Here is a 17,469-nt window from a genome sequence, read left to right as displayed (position 1 = left end):
AGGTCAAGCCCGGGCGGGCAGGTTGGTGAACAAAAGGGTGGAAAGCGGTGGCAGCGTCACGGTGACGGCCCAGGACTCGTTCGACATGGCGACGGCCTGTACCCCGCCGGCATTCCCGACGCCGCTGCCGCCATAGCAGGCAGCGTCGCTGTTGAGCGCTTCGCGCCAGCGTCCGGCGCATGGCACCTGGACCTGCTGGCCGTGGAGTGGGCGAGGCGTGAGGTTGTGGATGGCCAGCACCACCTCGTCGTCGCACTGGCGAAAGAAGGCGAGCACCGTCGGGTCAGGCATGGAAAGGTTTGCCCAGCGGAATCCATCGCGGTCGAAGTCGGTCGCGTGCAACGCGGGCGATTGCCGGTACAGGGCGTTCAGATCCGCCACCCACCGCGCCAAACCCGCGTGACGGGACTGGCCCCAGAGGTGCCAGTCCAGTGTTCTTTCGTGGTGCCATTCCTCGACCTGGCCGAATTCGCCGCCCATGAACAGCAGCTTCTTGCCAGGGTGCGACCACATCATTCCGTACAGGGTCCGCAGGCCGGCGAAGCGCTGCCATTCGTCGCCGGGCTGGCGCATGAGCAGGCTGTGCTTGCCGTACACCACTTCATCGTGCGAGAGGGCCAGCACGAAGTTCTCGTCGAAGGCGTAGACGGCGGAGAAGCGGATGTCGTCCCCATGCCAGCCTCGGTGGATGGGCTGGCGCTGCATGTAGCGCAGCGTGTCGTTCATCCAGCCCATGTTCCACTTCATGCCGAAGCCTAGGCCACCGTGGTGCACGGGCCGAGAAACGCCCGACCACGAGGTCGACTCTTCTGCGATCACGTGCACGTCGGGGAAAGCGGCGTAAACCGTCCGGTTCAGGTCCTGCAGAAAGCGCACGGCGTCCCAGTTCTGGTTGCCGCCGTCCTGGTTCGGAATCCATTCACCCGGTTTGCGGGAAAAGTCCAGGTACAGCATGGACGACACCGCATCCACGCGAATCGCATCGAAGTGGTACTTCTCCAGCCAGAACAGGGCGTTGCCGATCAGAAAGTCGCGCACCTCGAACCGGCCGTAGTTGAAGATCAGGCTGTTCCACTCCGGGTGGAAGCCTTGCCGGGGGTCCTCGTGCTCATAGAGCGCCGTGCCGTCGAACCGAGCCAGGCCATGCGCGTCGGCCGGGAAATGCGACGCGACCCAATCCACCATCACACCGATGCCATGCTGGTGCAAGGTGTCCACCAGCTGCATCAGGTCCTGCGGCTCCCCATAGCGCGCGGTGGGCGAGAAGTAGCCGGTCGTCTGGTAACCCCAGGAGCCGTAGAACGGATGCTCGGCCACCGGCATCAGCTCCACGTGCGTGAAGCCCATCGCATCGCAATGGGCCGCCAGGCGCTGCCCGATCTCGCGGTAATTCAAGAACCGTCCGTCGTCATCACGCTGCCACGATCCCAGGTGGACTTCATAGATCGACATGGGCGCCGCCAGCCCCTGCCGCTGCGCCCGCGACTGCATCCAGTCCGCGTCGTTCCAGGCGTAGTCCAGCTGCCAGATCTGCGAAGCGGTTCCGGGTGCCAGCTCGGAGCGGGTGGCATACGGATCGGCCTTGTCGACATGGCGGCCGTCCGAGCCATGGACGCGGTACTTGTAGAAGTCGCCATGGAGCGCGCCTTCCACCTGCGTCGTCCAGCGGCCCGAGCCATCTCCTGCTCGCTGCATCGCACGCGGCTGCCACCGGCTGAACGAGCCGATCACCTCTACATGGGTGGCATTGGGCGCCCAGACAGCGAAGTGCGTGCCGGTCGGAGAGCAGTGCGCGCCCAACGTTTCATATTGGCGCAGGTGTTCGGCCACATCCGCTAAGCGAGACGAGGGTTCGGGCTTGGTGAGGCTGTGATCCGGCATGGTGTGGAAACCATCGTCTGTTGCACTGCACAACGCCAGTGCAAGTGCTTGTCGCCATGGCGCGTAGGTGCCGGACTACGGTGGCTGTGGGCCGGTGATCGCGGGAAGTGCTTCCATCCGTCCACGCCGGTACGTCGGCCGGGTCAGGTGAGCCAGATGCGCGCCGCCAAAGTAAAAAACCCCAAGTGAAAATGATTCACTTGGGGTTGCATGTGGCGGAGAGGGCGGGATTCGAACCCGCGGTGGGGATTAGCCCACACACGCTTTCCAGGCGTGCGACTTAAACCGCTCATCCACCTCTCCGAAGCCCGCGATTGTAGCAGTGGTTTCGGGCCTCTTCGGGCAACTTCGGCAAGTTTGGCGTTCTCGCTGGCCGTTGCAGGTCTCAGGGCGTGCGCTGAGCGGTCTGGATCATCTTCATGGCCGAGCCGATGAGCGCGGACACCTCGGTCATGTTGCTCGGCACGATCAGTGTGGTGTTGGAGTCTTCCGCGACCTTGCTGAACGCCTCGACCGCCTTTTCCGCCACCTTCAGCTGCACGGCCTGCTCGCCGCCGGGCTGGCGGATGGCGGCGGCCACGCGCTCAATGGCGAGGGCGGTGGCTTCGGCAACGGCGGTCAGCGATGCGGCTTCGCCCTGCGCGTTGTTGATGAGCGCCTGCTTTTCACCTTCGGAGCGGGCGATGAAGGCTTCGCGCTCGCCGGTGGCGATGTTGATCTGCTCCTGGCGGCGGCCTTCGGAGGCCGCGATGAGCGCACGCTTCTCGCGCTCGGCGGTGATCTGCTGCTGCATGGCGCGCAGGATTTCGGCGGGTGGCGTCAGGTCCTTGATCTCGTAGCGCAGCACCTTCACGCCCCAGTTCAGCGCTGCTTCGTCGATCGCGGCGACCACCTGGGCGTTGATCATGTCGCGCTCTTCGAAAGTCTTGTCCAGCTCCAGCTTGCCGATCACGCTGCGCAAGGAGGTCTGCGCGAGTTGCGTCACTGCCATGATGTAGTTGCTCGATCCGTAGCTGGCGCGCATGGGGTCGGTCACCTGGAAGTACAGGATGCCGTCCACCTGCAGCTGCGTGTTGTCCCGGGTGATGCAGACCTGGCTGGGCACATCGAGCGGGATTTCCTTCAGGCTGTGCTTGTAGGCCACCCGGTCGACGAACGGCACGAGGAAGTTGAGCCCGGGCGTCAACGTGCCGGCGTACTTGCCCAGCCGCTCTTTCACCCACGCGTTCTGTTGCGGCACGACCTTGACCGAGCGCGCGATGAAGATGCCGGCGATGACGACGATGACGATGGCGATTTCCATAAGACCTTTCTGTGAGGGACGTCCGGCCGGACGGATGGGATTGTCAGTGGGGCTGCGCGATGCCGAGGCGCGTGCTGCGAGCGAAGTCAGGCGCGGTCGACGAGCAGGCGGTTGCCGATGACTTCCGCCACGCGGTGCATGCCGGGGGAGGGCGCATTGCCGGGGCGCAGCATGACCGTCCACTGCGCGCCGCGGTAGCGCACCTGCGCCGTGCCGTCGACGTTCCAGGCATCGACCTGCACCGATTCCCCGATGTCGAGATTCACGTCGCGGTTGCTTGCGGCGGGCTGGCCCGCCGGGCGATGCCGGCGAAAGACGTGGCAGGCGCCCACGCCCGCGGTGCCCACCAGGGCGGCGGTCAGCAACTGGGCCGAGGTAGACACCCCCGCGTGCGCGGCGATGGCGCCCGCGACCAGGCCCACGGCCAGCATCAGCAGGTAGAAGGTGCCGGTCAGCAGCTCGGCCACCACGGCGCCTCCTGCCAAAAGCCACCAGATGGTCGATTCCTCCATGACACGCTCCTTGTGATCCCATCGCCCCAGCGACGGGCTGGGCAAATTGTGGGACAAAAGCCCGCACGTTCAAAAGCGCGTCATTGTTATTCCTTACACTGCGCGGCTATTTCGTTTTTTTGGCCCGATCGCCCCGGAGGCAGCGCATGAAATTCCGCTTTCCCATCGTCATCATCGACGAGGACTACCGTTCAGAAAATACGTCCGGACTGGGCATCCGCGCACTGGCGCAGGCCATCGAGTCGGAAGGCTTCGAAGTGCTGGGGGTCACGAGCTATGGCGACCTGACGCAGTTCGCGCAGCAGCAAAGCCGCGCCAGCGCCTTCATTCTCTCGATCGACGACGAGGAGTTCACGCTCGGCTCCGACCTCGATCCCATCGTGCAGAGCCTGCGCAACTTCATCGCCGAAGTGCGCCGCAAGAACACCGAAGTGCCGATCTACGTGCACGGCGAGACCAAGACCTCGCGCCACCTGCCCAACGACATCCTGCGCGAGCTGCACGGCTTCATCCACATGTTCGAGGACACGCCGGAGTTCGTGGCCAAGCACATCATCCGCGAGGCCAAGAGCTATCTGGAGGGCGTGCAGCCGCCGTTCTTCAAGGCGCTGCTGGACTACGCGGAAGACGGCTCCTACTCGTGGCACTGCCCGGGCCATTCCGGCGGCGTGGCCTTCCTGAAAAGCCCCGTGGGCCAGATGTTCCACCAGTTCTTCGGCGAGAACATGCTGCGTGCCGACGTGTGCAACGCGGTCGAGGAACTCGGCCAGCTGCTGGACCACAACGGCGCCATCGGCGAGTCGGAGCGCAACGCGGCGCGCATCTTCAACGCCGACCACTGCTTCTTCGTGACCAACGGCACCAGCACGTCCAACAAGATGGTGTGGCACCACACGGTGGCGCCCGGCGACGTGGTGGTGGTGGACCGCAACTGCCACAAGTCCATCCTGCACTCGATCATCATGACCGGGGCGATCCCGGTGTTCCTGAAGCCGACCCGCAACCACTTCGGCATCATCGGCCCGATTCCGCAGGCCGAGTTCGAGCGTGGCGCCATCGAGGCGAAGATCCGCGCCAACCCGCTGCTCAAGGGAGTCGATGCCAAGGCGGTGAAGCCCCGCGTGCTGACCATCACGCAGTCCACCTACGACGGCGTGCTCTACAACACCGAGACCATCAAGTCGATGATGGACGGCTACGTGGACAACCTGCACTTCGACGAGGCCTGGCTGCCGCACGCCGCCTTCCACCCTTTCTACGGCAGCTACCACGCCATGGGCAAGAAGCGCGCGCGGCCCAAGCACTCGATGGTGTATGCGACCCAGTCCATCCACAAGCTGCTGGCCGGCATCAGCCAGGCCAGCCACGTGCTGGTGCAGGATTCGCAGACCGTGAAGCTCGACAGGCCCCTCTTCAACGAGGCCTACCTGATGCACACCTCGACCAGCCCGCAGTACAGCATCATCGCCAGCTGCGACGTGGCCGCGGCGATGATGGAGCCGCCGGGCGGCACTGCGCTGGTGGAAGAAAGCCTGCTCGAAGCGCTGGACTTCCGCCGCGCCATGCGCAAGGTGGAAGAAGAGTTTGGCAAGGACGACTGGTGGTTCAAGGTCTGGGGGCCGGACAAGCTGGTGGACGAGGGCCTGGGCCGCGCCGAGGACTGGATCATCCGCAGCGACGGCAAGGGCAAGAAGAACGCCAGCAAGTGGCACGGCTTCGGCCAGATGGCGGACGGCTTCAACATGCTGGACCCGATCAAGTCCACCATCGTCACGCCCGGGCTGAACCTGGACGGCAAGTTCGACAAGACCGGCATTCCGGCGTCGATCGTGACGAAGTACCTGGCCGAGCACGGCGTGGTGGTCGAGAAGACGGGCCTCTACAGCTTCTTCATCATGTTCACCATCGGCATCACCAAGGGCCGGTGGAACACGCTGCTGACCGCGCTGCAGCAGTTCAAGGACGACTACGAGAAGAACCAGCCGATGTGGCGCATCCTTCCGGAGTTCTGCCAGCAGCACAAGCGCTACGAGCGCATGGGCCTGAAGGACCTGTGCCAGCACGTGCACGAGTTGTACGCCAAGTACGACATCGCGCGCCTCACGACCGAGATGTACCTGTCGGACCTGACGCCGGCGATGAAGCCCAGCGACGCGTTCGCGCACATTGCGCACCGCAAGACCGAGCGGGTGGAGATCGACGACCTGGAAGGGCGCATCACCACCAGCCTGATTACTCCGTACCCGCCGGGCATTCCGCTGCTGATCCCGGGCGAGGTGTTCAACAAGAAGATCGTGGATTACCTCAAGTTCTCGCGGGAGTTCTCCAAGCTCTCACCGGGCTTCGAGACCGACATCCACGGCCTGGTGGAGATCGAGGACGAGAACGGCGTGGTGCGCTACTACGCCGACTGCGTGACCCGCACCGAGCAGCCCAAGCCCGGCCGCCGCGGCGGCCTGAAGGACGCGCCCGACGCGGAGGAAATCGTGCAGGTGGGCAGCGACGGGCCATTCGGCCGCAAGATCTGATGATGGTGCACTGATCTCCGTCGACCGGACGACTTCCATCCTCCGGCTCGTTCATTCTTCGGCACCTGCCGGGGCGTGGCCTTGCCACTGCTCCCACCAAAGCCCGGGCTGTTCGCAGTGCCGGGCTTTCGTGCGCATACGGGGCCTTGGACGCGGTGCCGCTGTAGGACCAGGCCGGGACCGACGCGCTGCCGAGGTGAGCTGCAGAGGTCGGCTGCAGATGCATTTTGGCGCCAAGCGCTTTCTCTGCAAGGGTTTGATGCTATATAAAGAATAGCAACCGAGACGGGATGACGGACGGGAAGTCACGCGGCCGGTGCTTATCATCATCCGTGGTGGCGACACGGTTGCCGCTCTCCACCCCATCTGCAACCCCCAAGGACACCCATGGACAAGTACCAGATCGCTGTCGTCGTCGGCAGCCTGCGCAAGGACTCCATCAACCGCAAGCTGGCCACCGCGCTCACGCGCATGGCGCCCGAAGGCTTTTCGTTCACCGACGTGCGGATCGACGATCTGCCCCTCTACAACCAGGACGACGATGGCCATCAGGCCGCGCCCGTGATGCGCCTGAAGTCGGAAGTGTCGGCGGCGCAGGGGCTGCTGTTCGTCTCGCCGGAATACAACCGCTCCATTCCGGGCGTGTTGAAGAACGCGCTGGACCACGGCTCGCGCCCCTATGGGCAAAGCGTGTGGGGCGGCAAGCCGGCTGGCGTGATCGGCGCTTCGATCGGTGCGATCGGCACCGCCGTTGCGCAGCAGCATCTGCGCAACGTGCTGGCTTACCTGGACGTGCCCACGCTGGGCCAGCCCGAAGCCTTCATCCACTACAAGGAAGGCTTCTTCGATGAAGACGGCAACGTCGGCGAAGGCAGCCGCAAGTTCCTGCAGTCGTGGATGGACAAGTACGTCGCCTGGGTCAAGACCCACAACCACCCGGGCGACCACAAGCCGGGCTGATGCGGGGCAGCACGCCGGCGCTCAGCCGGCGTCGACCGGGGCTGGCTGGCTCGCAGCCTGACTGCCGTCCATTTCAGGTCTTCTTGCCCTCGATGCTACTGAATTGATAGCTGTGGGCGCTGGTGCAGCAAGCGCTGGGGCCTGAAAACAATATGAATTTGTACGTGGAAAGAGCCGGCATCGCCGGCTCTTTTCTGCGTAACGGTGGCGCGGTGCGTCCGTGTGGCGGCATGCGCTGGCGCTGCCGTGGCTGGACACCCGCGCGCGGTTGCGCTCAGGCGGCTTCGACCTCGACCTCGGCCACCGCGGCCGCGGCACCCGTTCGCACATGCTGCTCGATGTCCCGCTCGGCGCTGGCCAGCGCTGCGCTCCTGGCATCGCCGCCCATGGCCACGCCCTCGGCACGCACGAAGCGCACGTCGGTGATGCCGAAGAAGCCGAACACCGTCTGCAGATAGCTTTCCTGGTGCTCGAGGGCACGGCCGCCTTCGCTGGTCGAATATACGCCGCCGCGCGACGACACGACGATCACCGTCTTGCCCTTGGCCAGACCTTCGGGGCCGTTCGCGGTGTAGCGGAAGGTGCGGCCCGGCTGGGCGATGCGATCGATCCAGGCCTTGAGCTGGGTAGGGATGCCGAAGTTGTAGAAGGGCGCGCCCACCACCACCACGTCCGCCGCGAGGAACTGGCTCACCAGCCGTTCGGAGACGGCGTTCTCGCGCTGCTGCGTCTCGCTCAAGCCCTCGGTCTGGCCGGTGCGCGGTGCCATGGAATCCATGGTGAAGTGGTTGGGCGCATCCGCCACCAGATCCAGATGCTGCACGGCCGTGCCCGGGCGGGCGGCGACCCAGGCCGCCACGGTGCGGGCCGTCAGCTGGCGGGAAACGGAGGCATCGCCGGTGATGGCGGAGTCGATGTGGAGCAGTTGCATGAAGAATCTCCTGAAAGATGGGTTGGAAGGGCGGGCGCCAGAGGGTGCGGCGTTGGCGCGGCGTTGGATAGATTGTATGAATGGCACCATTGCTTGATAAGCGCCGCGATTTGCAATAGATTGTCCTGAATGCCGACGCAATAACGCTTTCAGTGCGGAAAGGGCACGCCATGCAGGACCTGAACGACATGCTGTACTTCGCCGAGGTGGTCGAGCGGGGCGGCTTCGCGGCCGCCGGTCGGGCGCTGGGTGTGCCCAAGTCGCGGCTGTCGCGGCGGGTGTCCGATCTGGAGGCCCACCTGGGCGTGCGCCTGCTCCACCGCACCACCCGCAAGCTGTCGCTCACCGATGTCGGCGAGGCCTATCTGCGGCACTGCCAGGCGATGCGCGACTCCGCGCAGGCGGCGGCGGACACCGTCGCCCAGGTCCAGACCGAACCACGCGGCACGGTGCGCCTCACCTGCCCGGTGACCCTGGCGCACAGCGTGGTGAGCGAATTGATTCCCCAGTTCCTGCAGAGCCATCCGCTGGTGCGGGTGGACATGCAGGTCACCAACCGCGTTGTCAACCTGGTGGAAGAGGGCGTGGACGTGGCCCTGCGCGTGCGCACGACGCTGGACGCCAGCGGCAGCATGGTGGTCAAGCGGCTGGACGAGGGCACCCAGGTGCTGGTGGCCAGCCCCGCGCAGCTCAGACGGCAGGGGGTGCCGGTCACGCTGGCGGACCTGGCAGCGCTGGACACGCTGGCGATGTCGGCCGCCGACGGGCGCACCACCTTCCAGCTCATCAGCCCGGATGGCCGCGAGGAGACCGTCCAGCACAGCCCGCGCTACGTGGCCGACGATCTGGTGTCGCTCAAATTCGCGGCGCTGGCCGGCATCGGCGTCTGCTGGCTGCCCGATTACCTGTGCCATGCCGAGCTTGCCGATGGGCGGCTGCAGCGCGTGCTGCCGGACTGGTCCACGCCCCGCAGCGTGGTGTATGCGGTCTTCCCATCGCGGCGCGGCCTGTCGCCGGCGGTGCGGCATCTGCTGGATTTTCTGGGGGAGGCGGTGCCTGGCCGGGCGGCGATGCCCTTGCACGGCGATCACTCCGAAGATCGCGTGGCGGACCGGACGGCCTGAGCCTCTTGCCACCCGTCTGCCCTGCGGCTGCCTCCTGTCTGCCGTGCTGATGAGCGCCTCGACTGCGCTGACTCCGCTCCCGCTCCATCGCCTCAGCCGCCCGGCTTCGAGTTCGGGTGCGTGAACCGCTGTGTCTGCTTCTTATACGAATTGGTTTTATCGGCAATACTCTGTGGTTTTCATCCCTCGCAGACCGACCGCCGCCCTGAGCGTCCGTCGCCCCATGCGCTTAGCCAGCCTCATGACCTTTTTCCCGCGCGCTTCATCGTCGCCGGCGCTCGCCCCTTCCTTCCCTGCTTCTCGGCTGGCCCTGCTCGTGCTCATCGCGGGCTGGTTGCTGGCGGGCTACGGGGTGGTACCGCGGCTGCCTGCGTCGGCCGGGTGGGAGAACAGCTGGCTCGAGAACATACAGGTCCTCTTTCTGCTGGGCGGGGCGGCCGCGGCAGCGTGGTTCGCACGGCGACTGGTCCGCGAGGGTAGGGCGCGACCTGCGATCGTGCTCGCGGCGTGCCTCGTTCCCGTCTGGCTGGTGCTGGCCGGGCGCGAACTGGCCTGGGGGGCTGCGTTCCTCGCGCCGATGGATATCGAGGAAGGAGAGCCGATCTATTCCTCTTCCGTGCTGGCGTACAAGTTCGCGGTGGCGCCGGTGGTCGGTGCAGCGGCGGCGGGGGTCGTCGCCCTTTTGCTGCGCTACCGGGCCGACCGGCTCATCTGGCCGCACCTGTCGACCGGCCGGTTCCCCTGGGCTGAAGTGGCGCTGGGCCTGTGCGCCGCGCTGATGAGTACCTATGCCGAGGGTCACCTCGGGCTGCCCGTATCGGCGGCCTGGCAGCAATCAGCGCCGGTGCTGGAAGAGTGGGTCGAAGTCGCCGCCTATCTGGCCCTCTGGGGGGCGCAGCAGCAACTGTTTCGCATCCTTCAGCACGGGCGGCGCTGAACGCCCGAGCAGGCCGGCTGGGTGGAGGCGGTGCGTGATTGATAGATGTTTTATCTATTAATTCACAACCAGATATTCGTTTGGGTTTTATAGGTGGGCTCGCAGAATGGCCGACACCCGCACACCCTGGAGCGATGACATGGCCGCTGCGACGCCTCTGCTTTCCCACCCGTCCGATCCCTTCCGTGCCCCGTCCGTTGGCTGGCAGCCCGGGGAGTGTCCACGGTGACGCCCTCTTGCGCACATGGCGAGGCCACATCCGTCGTGGTGGTGCCCGGCTGGCGCGATTCAGGCGCCGGCCACTGGCAGACGCTCTGGGCCGACCGGGTGCCCGGGGCGATCCGCGTCGTGCAGGACGACTGGATCACCCCGACGCGCAACGCCTGGGTGACCACGCTCGAAAACACCATCCTGGCGGCGCCGCATCCGGTGATCGTCGTGGCCCACAGCCTCGGCTGCATCGCCACAGCGCACATCGGGGCCACGGCCGCCGCCCGCGTGCGGGGGGCGTTGCTGGTGGCGCCCGCAGACCCGGAGCGGCGCGCCGTGCTGAGCGATTTCGCGCCGGTGCCCTACGCCCCGCTGCCGTACCGCAGCATCCTGGTCGCCAGCAGCAACGACCCTTACTGCCCCGTCCGGCTGGCGGGCGCCTACGCCCGCGCCTGGGGCAGCGAATTCGTCAGGCTCCAGAACGCCGGCCACATCAACGTCGAATCGGGCCACGGGGAGTGGCCACTGGGCTGGGCGCTGCTGCAGTCGCTGGCCGGCGAGCAGGGCGCGGCCCCCGGGGCGGGCTGGCCAGCAGAGACCGCCGTCCCGCTGCGTTCGGCCGCCTGATGCCCGGCTGCCGAAGGGCGGTCCTTATGCCCGTTCTCGATAAATAAACAAAAATATAGTCTTTTGTGTTTGAAGGCCGGCTGTCCACAATGCAGGTTACTTTCAGCTACGTGGACATAACCAGCATGCCAACGAAGACTCCATTCAAGACCCTCATCGCCGCCGTCGCCCTGGCCGCCAGCGGATGGGCCGCCGCCCAGCCCTCGACACTGCTCAACGTGTCCTACGACGTGGCCCGGGAGTTCTACAAGGACTACAACCCCGCCTTCGTCGCGCACTACAAGAAGACCACGGGCAAGGACGTGAAGATCGATCAGGCGCACGGCGGCTCCAGCGCCCAAGCCCGTGCGGTGAACGACGGGCTCGATGCCGACGTGGTGACCTTCAACACCACCACCGACATTGACTTCCTGGCGGCCAACGGCGTGGTGGCCAAGGACTGGGCCAAGAAGTTTCCCAACGACGCATCGCCCACCACCTCGACCATGCTGTTCCTGGTGCGCAACGGCAACCCCAAGAACATCAAGGACTGGGACGACCTGGTCAAGCCCGGCGTGCAGGTCGTAGTGGTAAACCCCAAGACCGGCGGCAACGGCCGTTATGCCTACCTGGGCGCCTGGGGCGCGGTGCGCGAAAAGGGCGGCACCGATGCGCAGGCCGCCGAGTTCGTGGGCAAGCTCTACAAGAACGTGCCGGTGCTGGGCAAGGGCGGCCGCGACGCGACCAGCATCTTCCTGCAGCGCAACACCGGCGACGTGCTCATCACGTTCGAATCCGAGGTGCTGTCGATCGAGCGCGAATTCGGCAAGGGCAAGGTCGACGCGGTCTATCCGTCGACCAGCATCGTGGCCGAGAACCCGGTGGCCGTGGTCGAGCGCACGGTCGCCAAGAAGGGCTCGGGCGACCTGGCCCGCGCCTACCTGAACTACCTCTACTCCGATGAAGGGCAGGAAATCGCCGCCAAGCATGCGCTGCGCCCGCGCTCCGAGGCCGTGCTGAAGAAGCACGCCGACCTCTTCAAGCCGGTCAAGCTCTTCACCGTCGCCAAGTATTTCGGCTCGCTGGGAGATGCGCAGAAGGTGCACTTCAACGACGGCGGCCAGTTCGACAAGCTCTACACGCCCGGCGCCAAGTAAGCCATGTCCGCCGCGACCACCTCGGTGCCGCCCGGCACCGGCGGCCCGGCGCCCGGCCGCGCGCGCCGCGCCAGGCGCGTGCTGCCCGGCTTCGGCCTCACGCTGGGCTACACGCTCTTTTATCTCAGCATCATCGTGCTGATCCCGCTGTCGGCCCTGTTGTTCAAGACCTTCAGCCTGACCTGGGACCAGTTCTGGACGGCCGTCACCGCGCCCCGCGTGCTGGCGTCGTACCGGCTGACCTTCGGCGCCTCGCTGATCGCGGCGCTGGTCAACCTGGTGTTCGGCCTGCTGATCGCCTGGGTGCTGGTGCGCTACACCTTCCCTGGCAAGAAGATCGTCGATGCCCTGGTCGACCTGCCGTTCGCGCTGCCCACGGCCGTCGCCGGTATCTCGCTCACCGCGCTGCTGGCGGGCAACGGCTGGTTGGGGCGCTACCTGGAGCCGATGGGCATCCAGCTCGCGTTCAAGCCGGCCGGCGTGGTGATCGCGCTCATCTTCATCGGGCTGCCTTTCGTGGTGCGCACGGTGCAGCCAGTGCTGGAAGACTCCGAAAAGGAGCTGGAAGAAGCGGCGACCAGCCTGGGTGCCACGCGCCTGCAGATCTTCTGGAAGGTGATCCTGCCCTCCATCACGCCCGCGCTGATGACCGGCTTCGCCATGGCCTTCGCGCGCGCCATCGGTGAGTACGGCTCGGTGATCTTCATCGCGGGCAACATGCCCATGGTGTCCGAGATCACGCCGCTCATCATCATCGGCAAGCTGGAGCAGTACGACTACGCGGGCGCCACCGCCGTCGCGGTGGTGATGCTGGTCATCTCCTTCGCGCTGCTGCTCGTCATCAATGCGCTGCAGGCCTGGCAGCGCCGCCACGCGGGAGCGCCGGCATGAGTTCGCCCATCACCACCACTCCCCCCTCCAGGCGCCGCGCGCAGGCCGGCACCACCGAGGCGCCCTGGGTGCGCTGGACGCTGCTCACCATCGCGCTCGCCTTCCTGCTGCTCTTCCTGGTGCTGCCATTGGTGGCCGTGTTCGTGGAGGCTTTCTCCAAGGGCATCGACGCCTACCTGGCCAGCCTGCGCGACCCCGATGCCTGGTCGGCCATCAAGCTCACGTTGATCACGGCCTTGATCGCCGTGCCGCTCAACCTGGTGTTCGGCGTGGCGGCGGCCTGGGCCATCGCCAAGTACGAGTTCAAGGGCAAGGCGTTCCTCACCACGCTGGTGGACCTGCCGTTCTCGGTGTCGCCCGTCGTGGCCGGCCTGATGTACGTGCTGGTCTTCGGCGCCAACGGCTGGTTCGGCCCCTGGCTGCAGGCGCACGACATCAAGATCATCTTCGCCGTGCCCGGCATCGTGCTGGCGACCGTGTTCGTCACCTTCCCCTTCATCGCGCGCGAACTGATTCCGCTCATGCAGGCGCAGGGCAACGACGAAGAGCAGGCCGCCATCGTGCTGGGCGCCACCGGCTGGCAGACCTTCTGGCACGTGACGCTGCCCAACATCAAGTGGGGCCTGCTGTACGGCGTGATCCTCTGCAACGCGCGGGCCATGGGCGAATTCGGCGCGGTGTCGGTGGTCTCGGGCCACATCAGGGGGCAGACCAACACCATCCCGCTGCACGTGGAGATCCTCTACAACGAATACCAGTCGGCGGCGGCCTTCGCGGCGGCCTCGCTGCTGGCGCTGCTGGCGCTGGTCACCCTGGTCATCAAATCCGTTGCCGAGTGGCAGAGCGAGCGCGAACAGCGGGCCGCCCGCGACCTGCCGCCCGAGCGGCCCACGCCGCACTGACAACCAAACGAGCCTTTCCATGAGCATCGAAATCCGTCACATCAGCAAGCAGTTCGGCGACTTCCAGGCGCTGCGCGACGTCAGCCTCGACATCGCGTCGGGCGAACTGATCGCGCTGCTCGGTCCCTCGGGCTGCGGCAAGACCACGCTGCTGCGCATCATCGCCGGGCTGGAGACGCCGGACGTGGGCACCATCCACTTCAGCGGCGAAGACACCACCGACGTGCACGTGCGCGAGCGCAACGTGGGCTTCGTGTTCCAGCACTACGCGCTGTTCAGGCACATGAGCGTGTTCGAGAACGTGGCCTTCGGCCTGCGCGTGAAGCCGCGTGACCAGCGGCCCAGCGAAGCGCAGATCAAGCAGAAGGTCACGGACCTGCTCAAGCTGGTGCAGCTCGACTGGCTGGCCGACCGCTTTCCCTCGCAGCTCTCGGGCGGGCAGCGCCAGCGCATCGCGCTGGCGCGCGCGTTGGCCGTGGAGCCCAAGGTGCTGCTGCTCGACGAGCCGTTCGGCGCGCTCGACGCCAAGGTGCGCAAGGAGCTGCGCCGCTGGCTGCGCCGGCTGCACGACGAATTGCACGTCACCTCGATCTTCGTGACGCACGACCAGGAAGAGGCGCTCGAGGTGGCCGACCGCGTGGTCGTCATCAACCAGGGCCGCATCGAGCAGAGCGGCTCGCCCCAGGAAGTGTGGGACCAGCCGGCCAGCCCGTTCGTCTATGGCTTCCTTGGCGACGTGAACCTCTTCAAGGGCCGCGCGCACGAAGGCCAGGTGCATGTGGAGGGCGTGCAGATCGACTCGCCCGAACACGCCGGCGCGCAGAACGCCAATGCCTCGGCCTACGTGCGCCCGCACGACCTGGACGTGCGCCGCCACGTGCCCGGCGAGGGCGCGGGCGCCGACGGCCGCCCACGGGGCATCGTCGCCCGGCTGGAGCGCGCCATCGTGGTCGGCCCCATCGCGCGGCTGGAACTAATTGCGACCGAAGGTGACAAACCAGCCGACAATGCAGCCCCTGAGTCGGTGATCGAGGCGCAGATTCCTGCGACCGAGTTCCGCGACATGGGGTACAGGGAAGGTGAAACGCTGGTGGTGACGCCGCGCCGCGCTCGCGTGTTTCTGGACCAGGCCGCAGGCATCTGACGGCCCCCTCGAGCCGCTTCGCGCCCCTCCCTGGTGGACCACCGGCCGGGCCGGACCCACGGATGCCTTGGTGAATGGGGCCGCGCCCCGTCCGCGCAGGACGGGGCACGGTGGGCAATGAATCTGGATGAGGGAGAACAAATGAACTGGTTGGATCGTGCGCCTCGCCGCGTGCTGGCGTTGATCTCGGCGGCCTGCGTGGCCATGCTGGCGTTCGGCATGTACCTGCAGCACAGCCTGGGGCTGGAGCCGTGCCCGATGTGCATCGTGCAGCGTTATGCTCTTATTTTTGTAGCAGTCTTCGCAGGTGTCGCCAGCGCCAGAGGCCAAAAAGGCTGGCAGGTCGGCTGGGGGGTGCTCGCGTTGCTGGCGGCCGGCTTCGGCGCCTTCGTGGCGGCGCGGCAGAGCTGGCTGCAGTGGTACCCGCCCGAGATCGCCACCTGCGGGCGCGACTTCTACGGAATGATCGAGCACTTCCCCATCGGCCGGGCCATTCCGATGATCTTCCGCGGCTCGGGCGACTGCTCGGCGATCGACTGGACCTTCCTGGGCGGCTCCATCGCCAACTGGTCGTTCATCTGCTTCACGGCTTTTGCGCTGGCGCTGCTCGTGCTGCTGGTGCGCCAAGGGCGTGGCGGGCGCACTCGCGGCCTGGCGGCGGCCTGATCCGCTCCGCCCGTTTGGGCGGTTCCAGCATCACGACACCGGGGCGCCTTGGGCGCCCCGCGCCGTTTCAGGCGGGCGGGAAGAGGGTGGGCGCGTCGCCCTCTCTCCACGCGCTGTACTTTCCCATCACCCGCTCGAACAGATCGCCGGCCTGCCAGTCGGCCAGCCAGCGGCGCAATGGCGCCCATGGGCCGGCCTCCCAGCGCGCCGCATCGATGCCGGCGAACTGCCGCACGAAGGGTGCGATCGCCATGTCGGCCAGCGTGGCGTGGCCGCCGAACAGGTGGCGGCTGCTGTCCAGCCGGGCATTCAGCCGCATCAGCCAGGCCTGCGCGGCAGACCATTGCGCTGCCGGGTCTGCCTCCGGATGGCGGTTCGGATACTTGCAACGGTCCAGCGCCTGCTTGAAAGGGCCGTCGCATTCCGCGATCAGTGCCAGCATGTCGTTCGTGCTGCCGTGCTCCGGGACCAGCCAGCCGCCAGGGTCGTTGCGCTCCAGCGCCCAGCGCATGATGTCCAGGCTCTGGTCGATGATCTCGCCGCCGGGCAGCACCAGCACCGGCACGGTGGCCTTGGGCGAGGCTTGCAGCAGGGCGGCGGGCTTGTCGCGCAGCACCACTTCGCGCAGCTCGCAACGTTGCCCGCTGGCGGCCAGAGCCAGGCGCGCGCGCATCGCATACGGGCAGCGGCGGAACGAATACAGCACCGGCAGGTCCCCGGCCCGGTGGCCGCCTTGCGGCTGCGGTACGCCCTCGGGCTGCCCCCCGGCCGGCTGGGCACGGCTGCCGATGTGTTCGCGCCCCTGCGTGGCCGCCAGGGCCACCTGCCGCTCGCGCTCGGCCAGGGCCTGCAGCTGCGCCTCGCTGCGGGTGCCGTGGCAGTAGGGGCAGCTCACCCCGGGCACGTAGTGGCTGGACGCGCGATCCTCGGCCGACAGCGGCATGCGGCAGGAGCGGCAGAGCTGGTGGTGGCCCGGGGCGAGGCCGTGGCCCACCGAGACCCGCTCGTCGAACACGAAGCAGTCGCCCCACCAGCGGCTTTGCTCCTCGGGCACCGTCTCCAGGTACTTCAGGATGCCGCCCTCCAGGTGGTAGACCTCGCCGAAGCCGCGCGACTTCAGGTACGCGGTCGACTTCTCGCACCGGATGCCGCCCGTGCAGAACATGGCCACCCGGGGCTTGCCGGCCAGCAGGCCGCCCGGGGCGCTCTGCTGCTCCACCCAGGCGGGGAATTCCGTGAAGCTGCGCGTGCCCGGGTCCACCGCCCGTGCAAAGCTGCCGATGCCCACCTCGTAGTGGTTGCGGGTGTCGATCACCACGACCCCGGGGTCGTCGATCAGCGCGTTCCAGTCCTCGGGCGCCACGTAGGTGCCGGCGTGCGCGGCCGGGTTCAGCCCCGGCACGCCCATGCTGACGATCTCGCGCTTGAGCCGCACGCGCATGCGGTAGAACGGCATGCGCTCGCCCCACGCTTCCTTGTGCTTGAGTGGGGCCAGCCGCGCATCGCCACGCAGCCAGGCCAGCACCGCGTGCACGCCCTCGGGGCAGCCGGCGATGGTGCCGTTGATGCCCTCGGGCGCCAGCAGCAGCATGCCGCGCACTTCGCTCCGGTCGCACACCGCCTGAAGCGGCGCCTGCAGCTGGGCGAAGTCGGGCAGATCGACGAACAGGTACAGGGCGGCGGTCAGGTAGGCGGGCATGGGGCGGCGATGATAGCG

The 17,469-nt window shown here is 66.8% G+C and carries 15 protein-coding genes and 1 tRNA gene; 10 read left to right on the top strand and 6 right to left on the bottom strand.

What is annotated here, in order from left to right; genetic code table 11:
- Positions 1–3: 3 nt before the first annotated feature.
- From glgB to ABWV53_RS08295, 4 genes are all read right to left on the bottom strand, one after another.
- A complete protein-coding gene (gene glgB, locus ABWV53_RS08310; RefSeq protein WP_353364793.1) occupies positions 4–1,881 on the bottom strand; it encodes a 1,4-alpha-glucan branching protein GlgB in 1,878 nt (625 codons plus the stop codon).
- Between the two features lie 213 nt (positions 1,882–2,094).
- Positions 2,095–2,184, bottom strand: a tRNA-Ser gene (locus ABWV53_RS08305).
- Positions 2,185–2,266: 82 nt separating this feature from the next.
- Entirely contained in the window at positions 2,267–3,184 is a 918-nt protein-coding gene (locus ABWV53_RS08300; RefSeq protein ID WP_353364791.1) for an SPFH domain-containing protein, read from the bottom strand.
- 86 nt (positions 3,185–3,270) lie between these two features.
- Positions 3,271–3,696 (bottom strand): NfeD family protein, encoded by a 426-nt coding sequence (locus ABWV53_RS08295; RefSeq protein ID WP_353364789.1) that lies wholly within the window; start codon positions 3,694–3,696, stop codon positions 3,271–3,273.
- Between the two features lie 146 nt (positions 3,697–3,842).
- Between ABWV53_RS08295 and ABWV53_RS08290 the strand changes: the two genes are divergently transcribed.
- A complete protein-coding gene (locus tag ABWV53_RS08290) occupies positions 3,843–6,224 on the top strand; it encodes an Orn/Lys/Arg family decarboxylase (RefSeq protein WP_353364787.1) in 2,382 nt (793 codons plus the stop codon).
- A 387-nt stretch (positions 6,225–6,611) separates the two neighbouring features.
- On the top strand, positions 6,612–7,184 hold the full coding sequence (locus ABWV53_RS08285; protein ID WP_353364785.1) for an NADPH-dependent FMN reductase: 573 nt from the start codon (positions 6,612–6,614) through the stop codon (positions 7,182–7,184).
- 274 nt (positions 7,185–7,458) lie between these two features.
- On the opposite strand, the gene ABWV53_RS08280 is transcribed toward ABWV53_RS08285, so the two are convergent.
- Positions 7,459–8,115 carry an FMN-dependent NADH-azoreductase gene (locus ABWV53_RS08280; RefSeq protein WP_353364783.1) on the bottom strand — a complete coding sequence of 219 codons (657 nt, stop codon included), beginning with the start codon at positions 8,113–8,115 and terminating at the stop codon, positions 7,459–7,461.
- Positions 8,116–8,285: 170 nt separating this feature from the next.
- On the opposite strand from ABWV53_RS08280, the gene ABWV53_RS08275 reads away from it, so the two are divergent.
- The 8 genes from ABWV53_RS08275 (at position 8,286) to ABWV53_RS08240 (ending at position 15,752) form a co-directional block, all read left to right on the top strand.
- Positions 8,286–9,239 carry a LysR family transcriptional regulator gene (locus ABWV53_RS08275; protein WP_353364781.1) on the top strand — a complete coding sequence of 318 codons (954 nt, stop codon included), beginning with the start codon at positions 8,286–8,288 and terminating at the stop codon, positions 9,237–9,239.
- Between the two features lie 223 nt (positions 9,240–9,462).
- Positions 9,463–10,176: a hypothetical protein gene (locus ABWV53_RS08270; RefSeq protein ID WP_353364779.1), complete on the top strand. Its 714-nt coding sequence runs from the start codon at positions 9,463–9,465 to the stop codon at positions 10,174–10,176.
- A 225-nt stretch (positions 10,177–10,401) separates the two neighbouring features.
- Positions 10,402–11,013 carry an RBBP9/YdeN family alpha/beta hydrolase gene (locus tag ABWV53_RS08265; RefSeq protein ID WP_353364777.1) on the top strand — a complete coding sequence of 204 codons (612 nt, stop codon included), beginning with the start codon at positions 10,402–10,404 and terminating at the stop codon, positions 11,011–11,013.
- Positions 11,014–11,138: 125 nt separating this feature from the next.
- On the top strand, positions 11,139–12,149 hold the full coding sequence (locus tag ABWV53_RS08260; protein ID WP_353364775.1) for a sulfate ABC transporter substrate-binding protein: 1,011 nt from the start codon (positions 11,139–11,141) through the stop codon (positions 12,147–12,149).
- A 3-nt stretch (positions 12,150–12,152) separates the two neighbouring features.
- Entirely contained in the window at positions 12,153–13,040 is an 888-nt protein-coding gene (gene cysT / locus ABWV53_RS08255; RefSeq protein ID WP_353364773.1) for a sulfate ABC transporter permease subunit CysT, read from the top strand.
- A complete protein-coding gene (gene cysW, locus ABWV53_RS08250) occupies positions 13,037–13,942 on the top strand; it encodes a sulfate ABC transporter permease subunit CysW (protein WP_353364771.1) in 906 nt (301 codons plus the stop codon). Before cysT ends, cysW begins: the two co-directional genes overlap by 4 nt.
- Before the next feature lie 19 nt (positions 13,943–13,961).
- A complete protein-coding gene (locus tag ABWV53_RS08245) occupies positions 13,962–15,086 on the top strand; it encodes a sulfate/molybdate ABC transporter ATP-binding protein (RefSeq protein WP_353364769.1) in 1,125 nt (374 codons plus the stop codon).
- A 141-nt stretch (positions 15,087–15,227) separates the two neighbouring features.
- The gene (locus ABWV53_RS08240) at positions 15,228–15,752 is read left to right on the top strand and encodes a disulfide bond formation protein B (protein ID WP_353364767.1); all 525 of its coding nucleotides are present in this window, start codon (positions 15,228–15,230) and stop codon (positions 15,750–15,752) included.
- 67 nt (positions 15,753–15,819) lie between these two features.
- Here the strand turns inward: ABWV53_RS08240 and trhO are convergent, their stop codons facing one another.
- A complete protein-coding gene (trhO, locus tag ABWV53_RS08235; protein WP_353364765.1) occupies positions 15,820–17,451 on the bottom strand; it encodes an oxygen-dependent tRNA uridine(34) hydroxylase TrhO in 1,632 nt (543 codons plus the stop codon).
- Positions 17,452–17,469 lie beyond the last annotated feature (18 nt).

Origin of the sequence: Acidovorax sp. FG27, from assembly GCF_040365715.1 — a bacterium.
GTDB lineage: Bacteria > Pseudomonadota > Gammaproteobacteria > Burkholderiales > Burkholderiaceae_C > Paracidovorax.
This window is presented reverse-complemented; position numbering and strand designations above follow the sequence as displayed.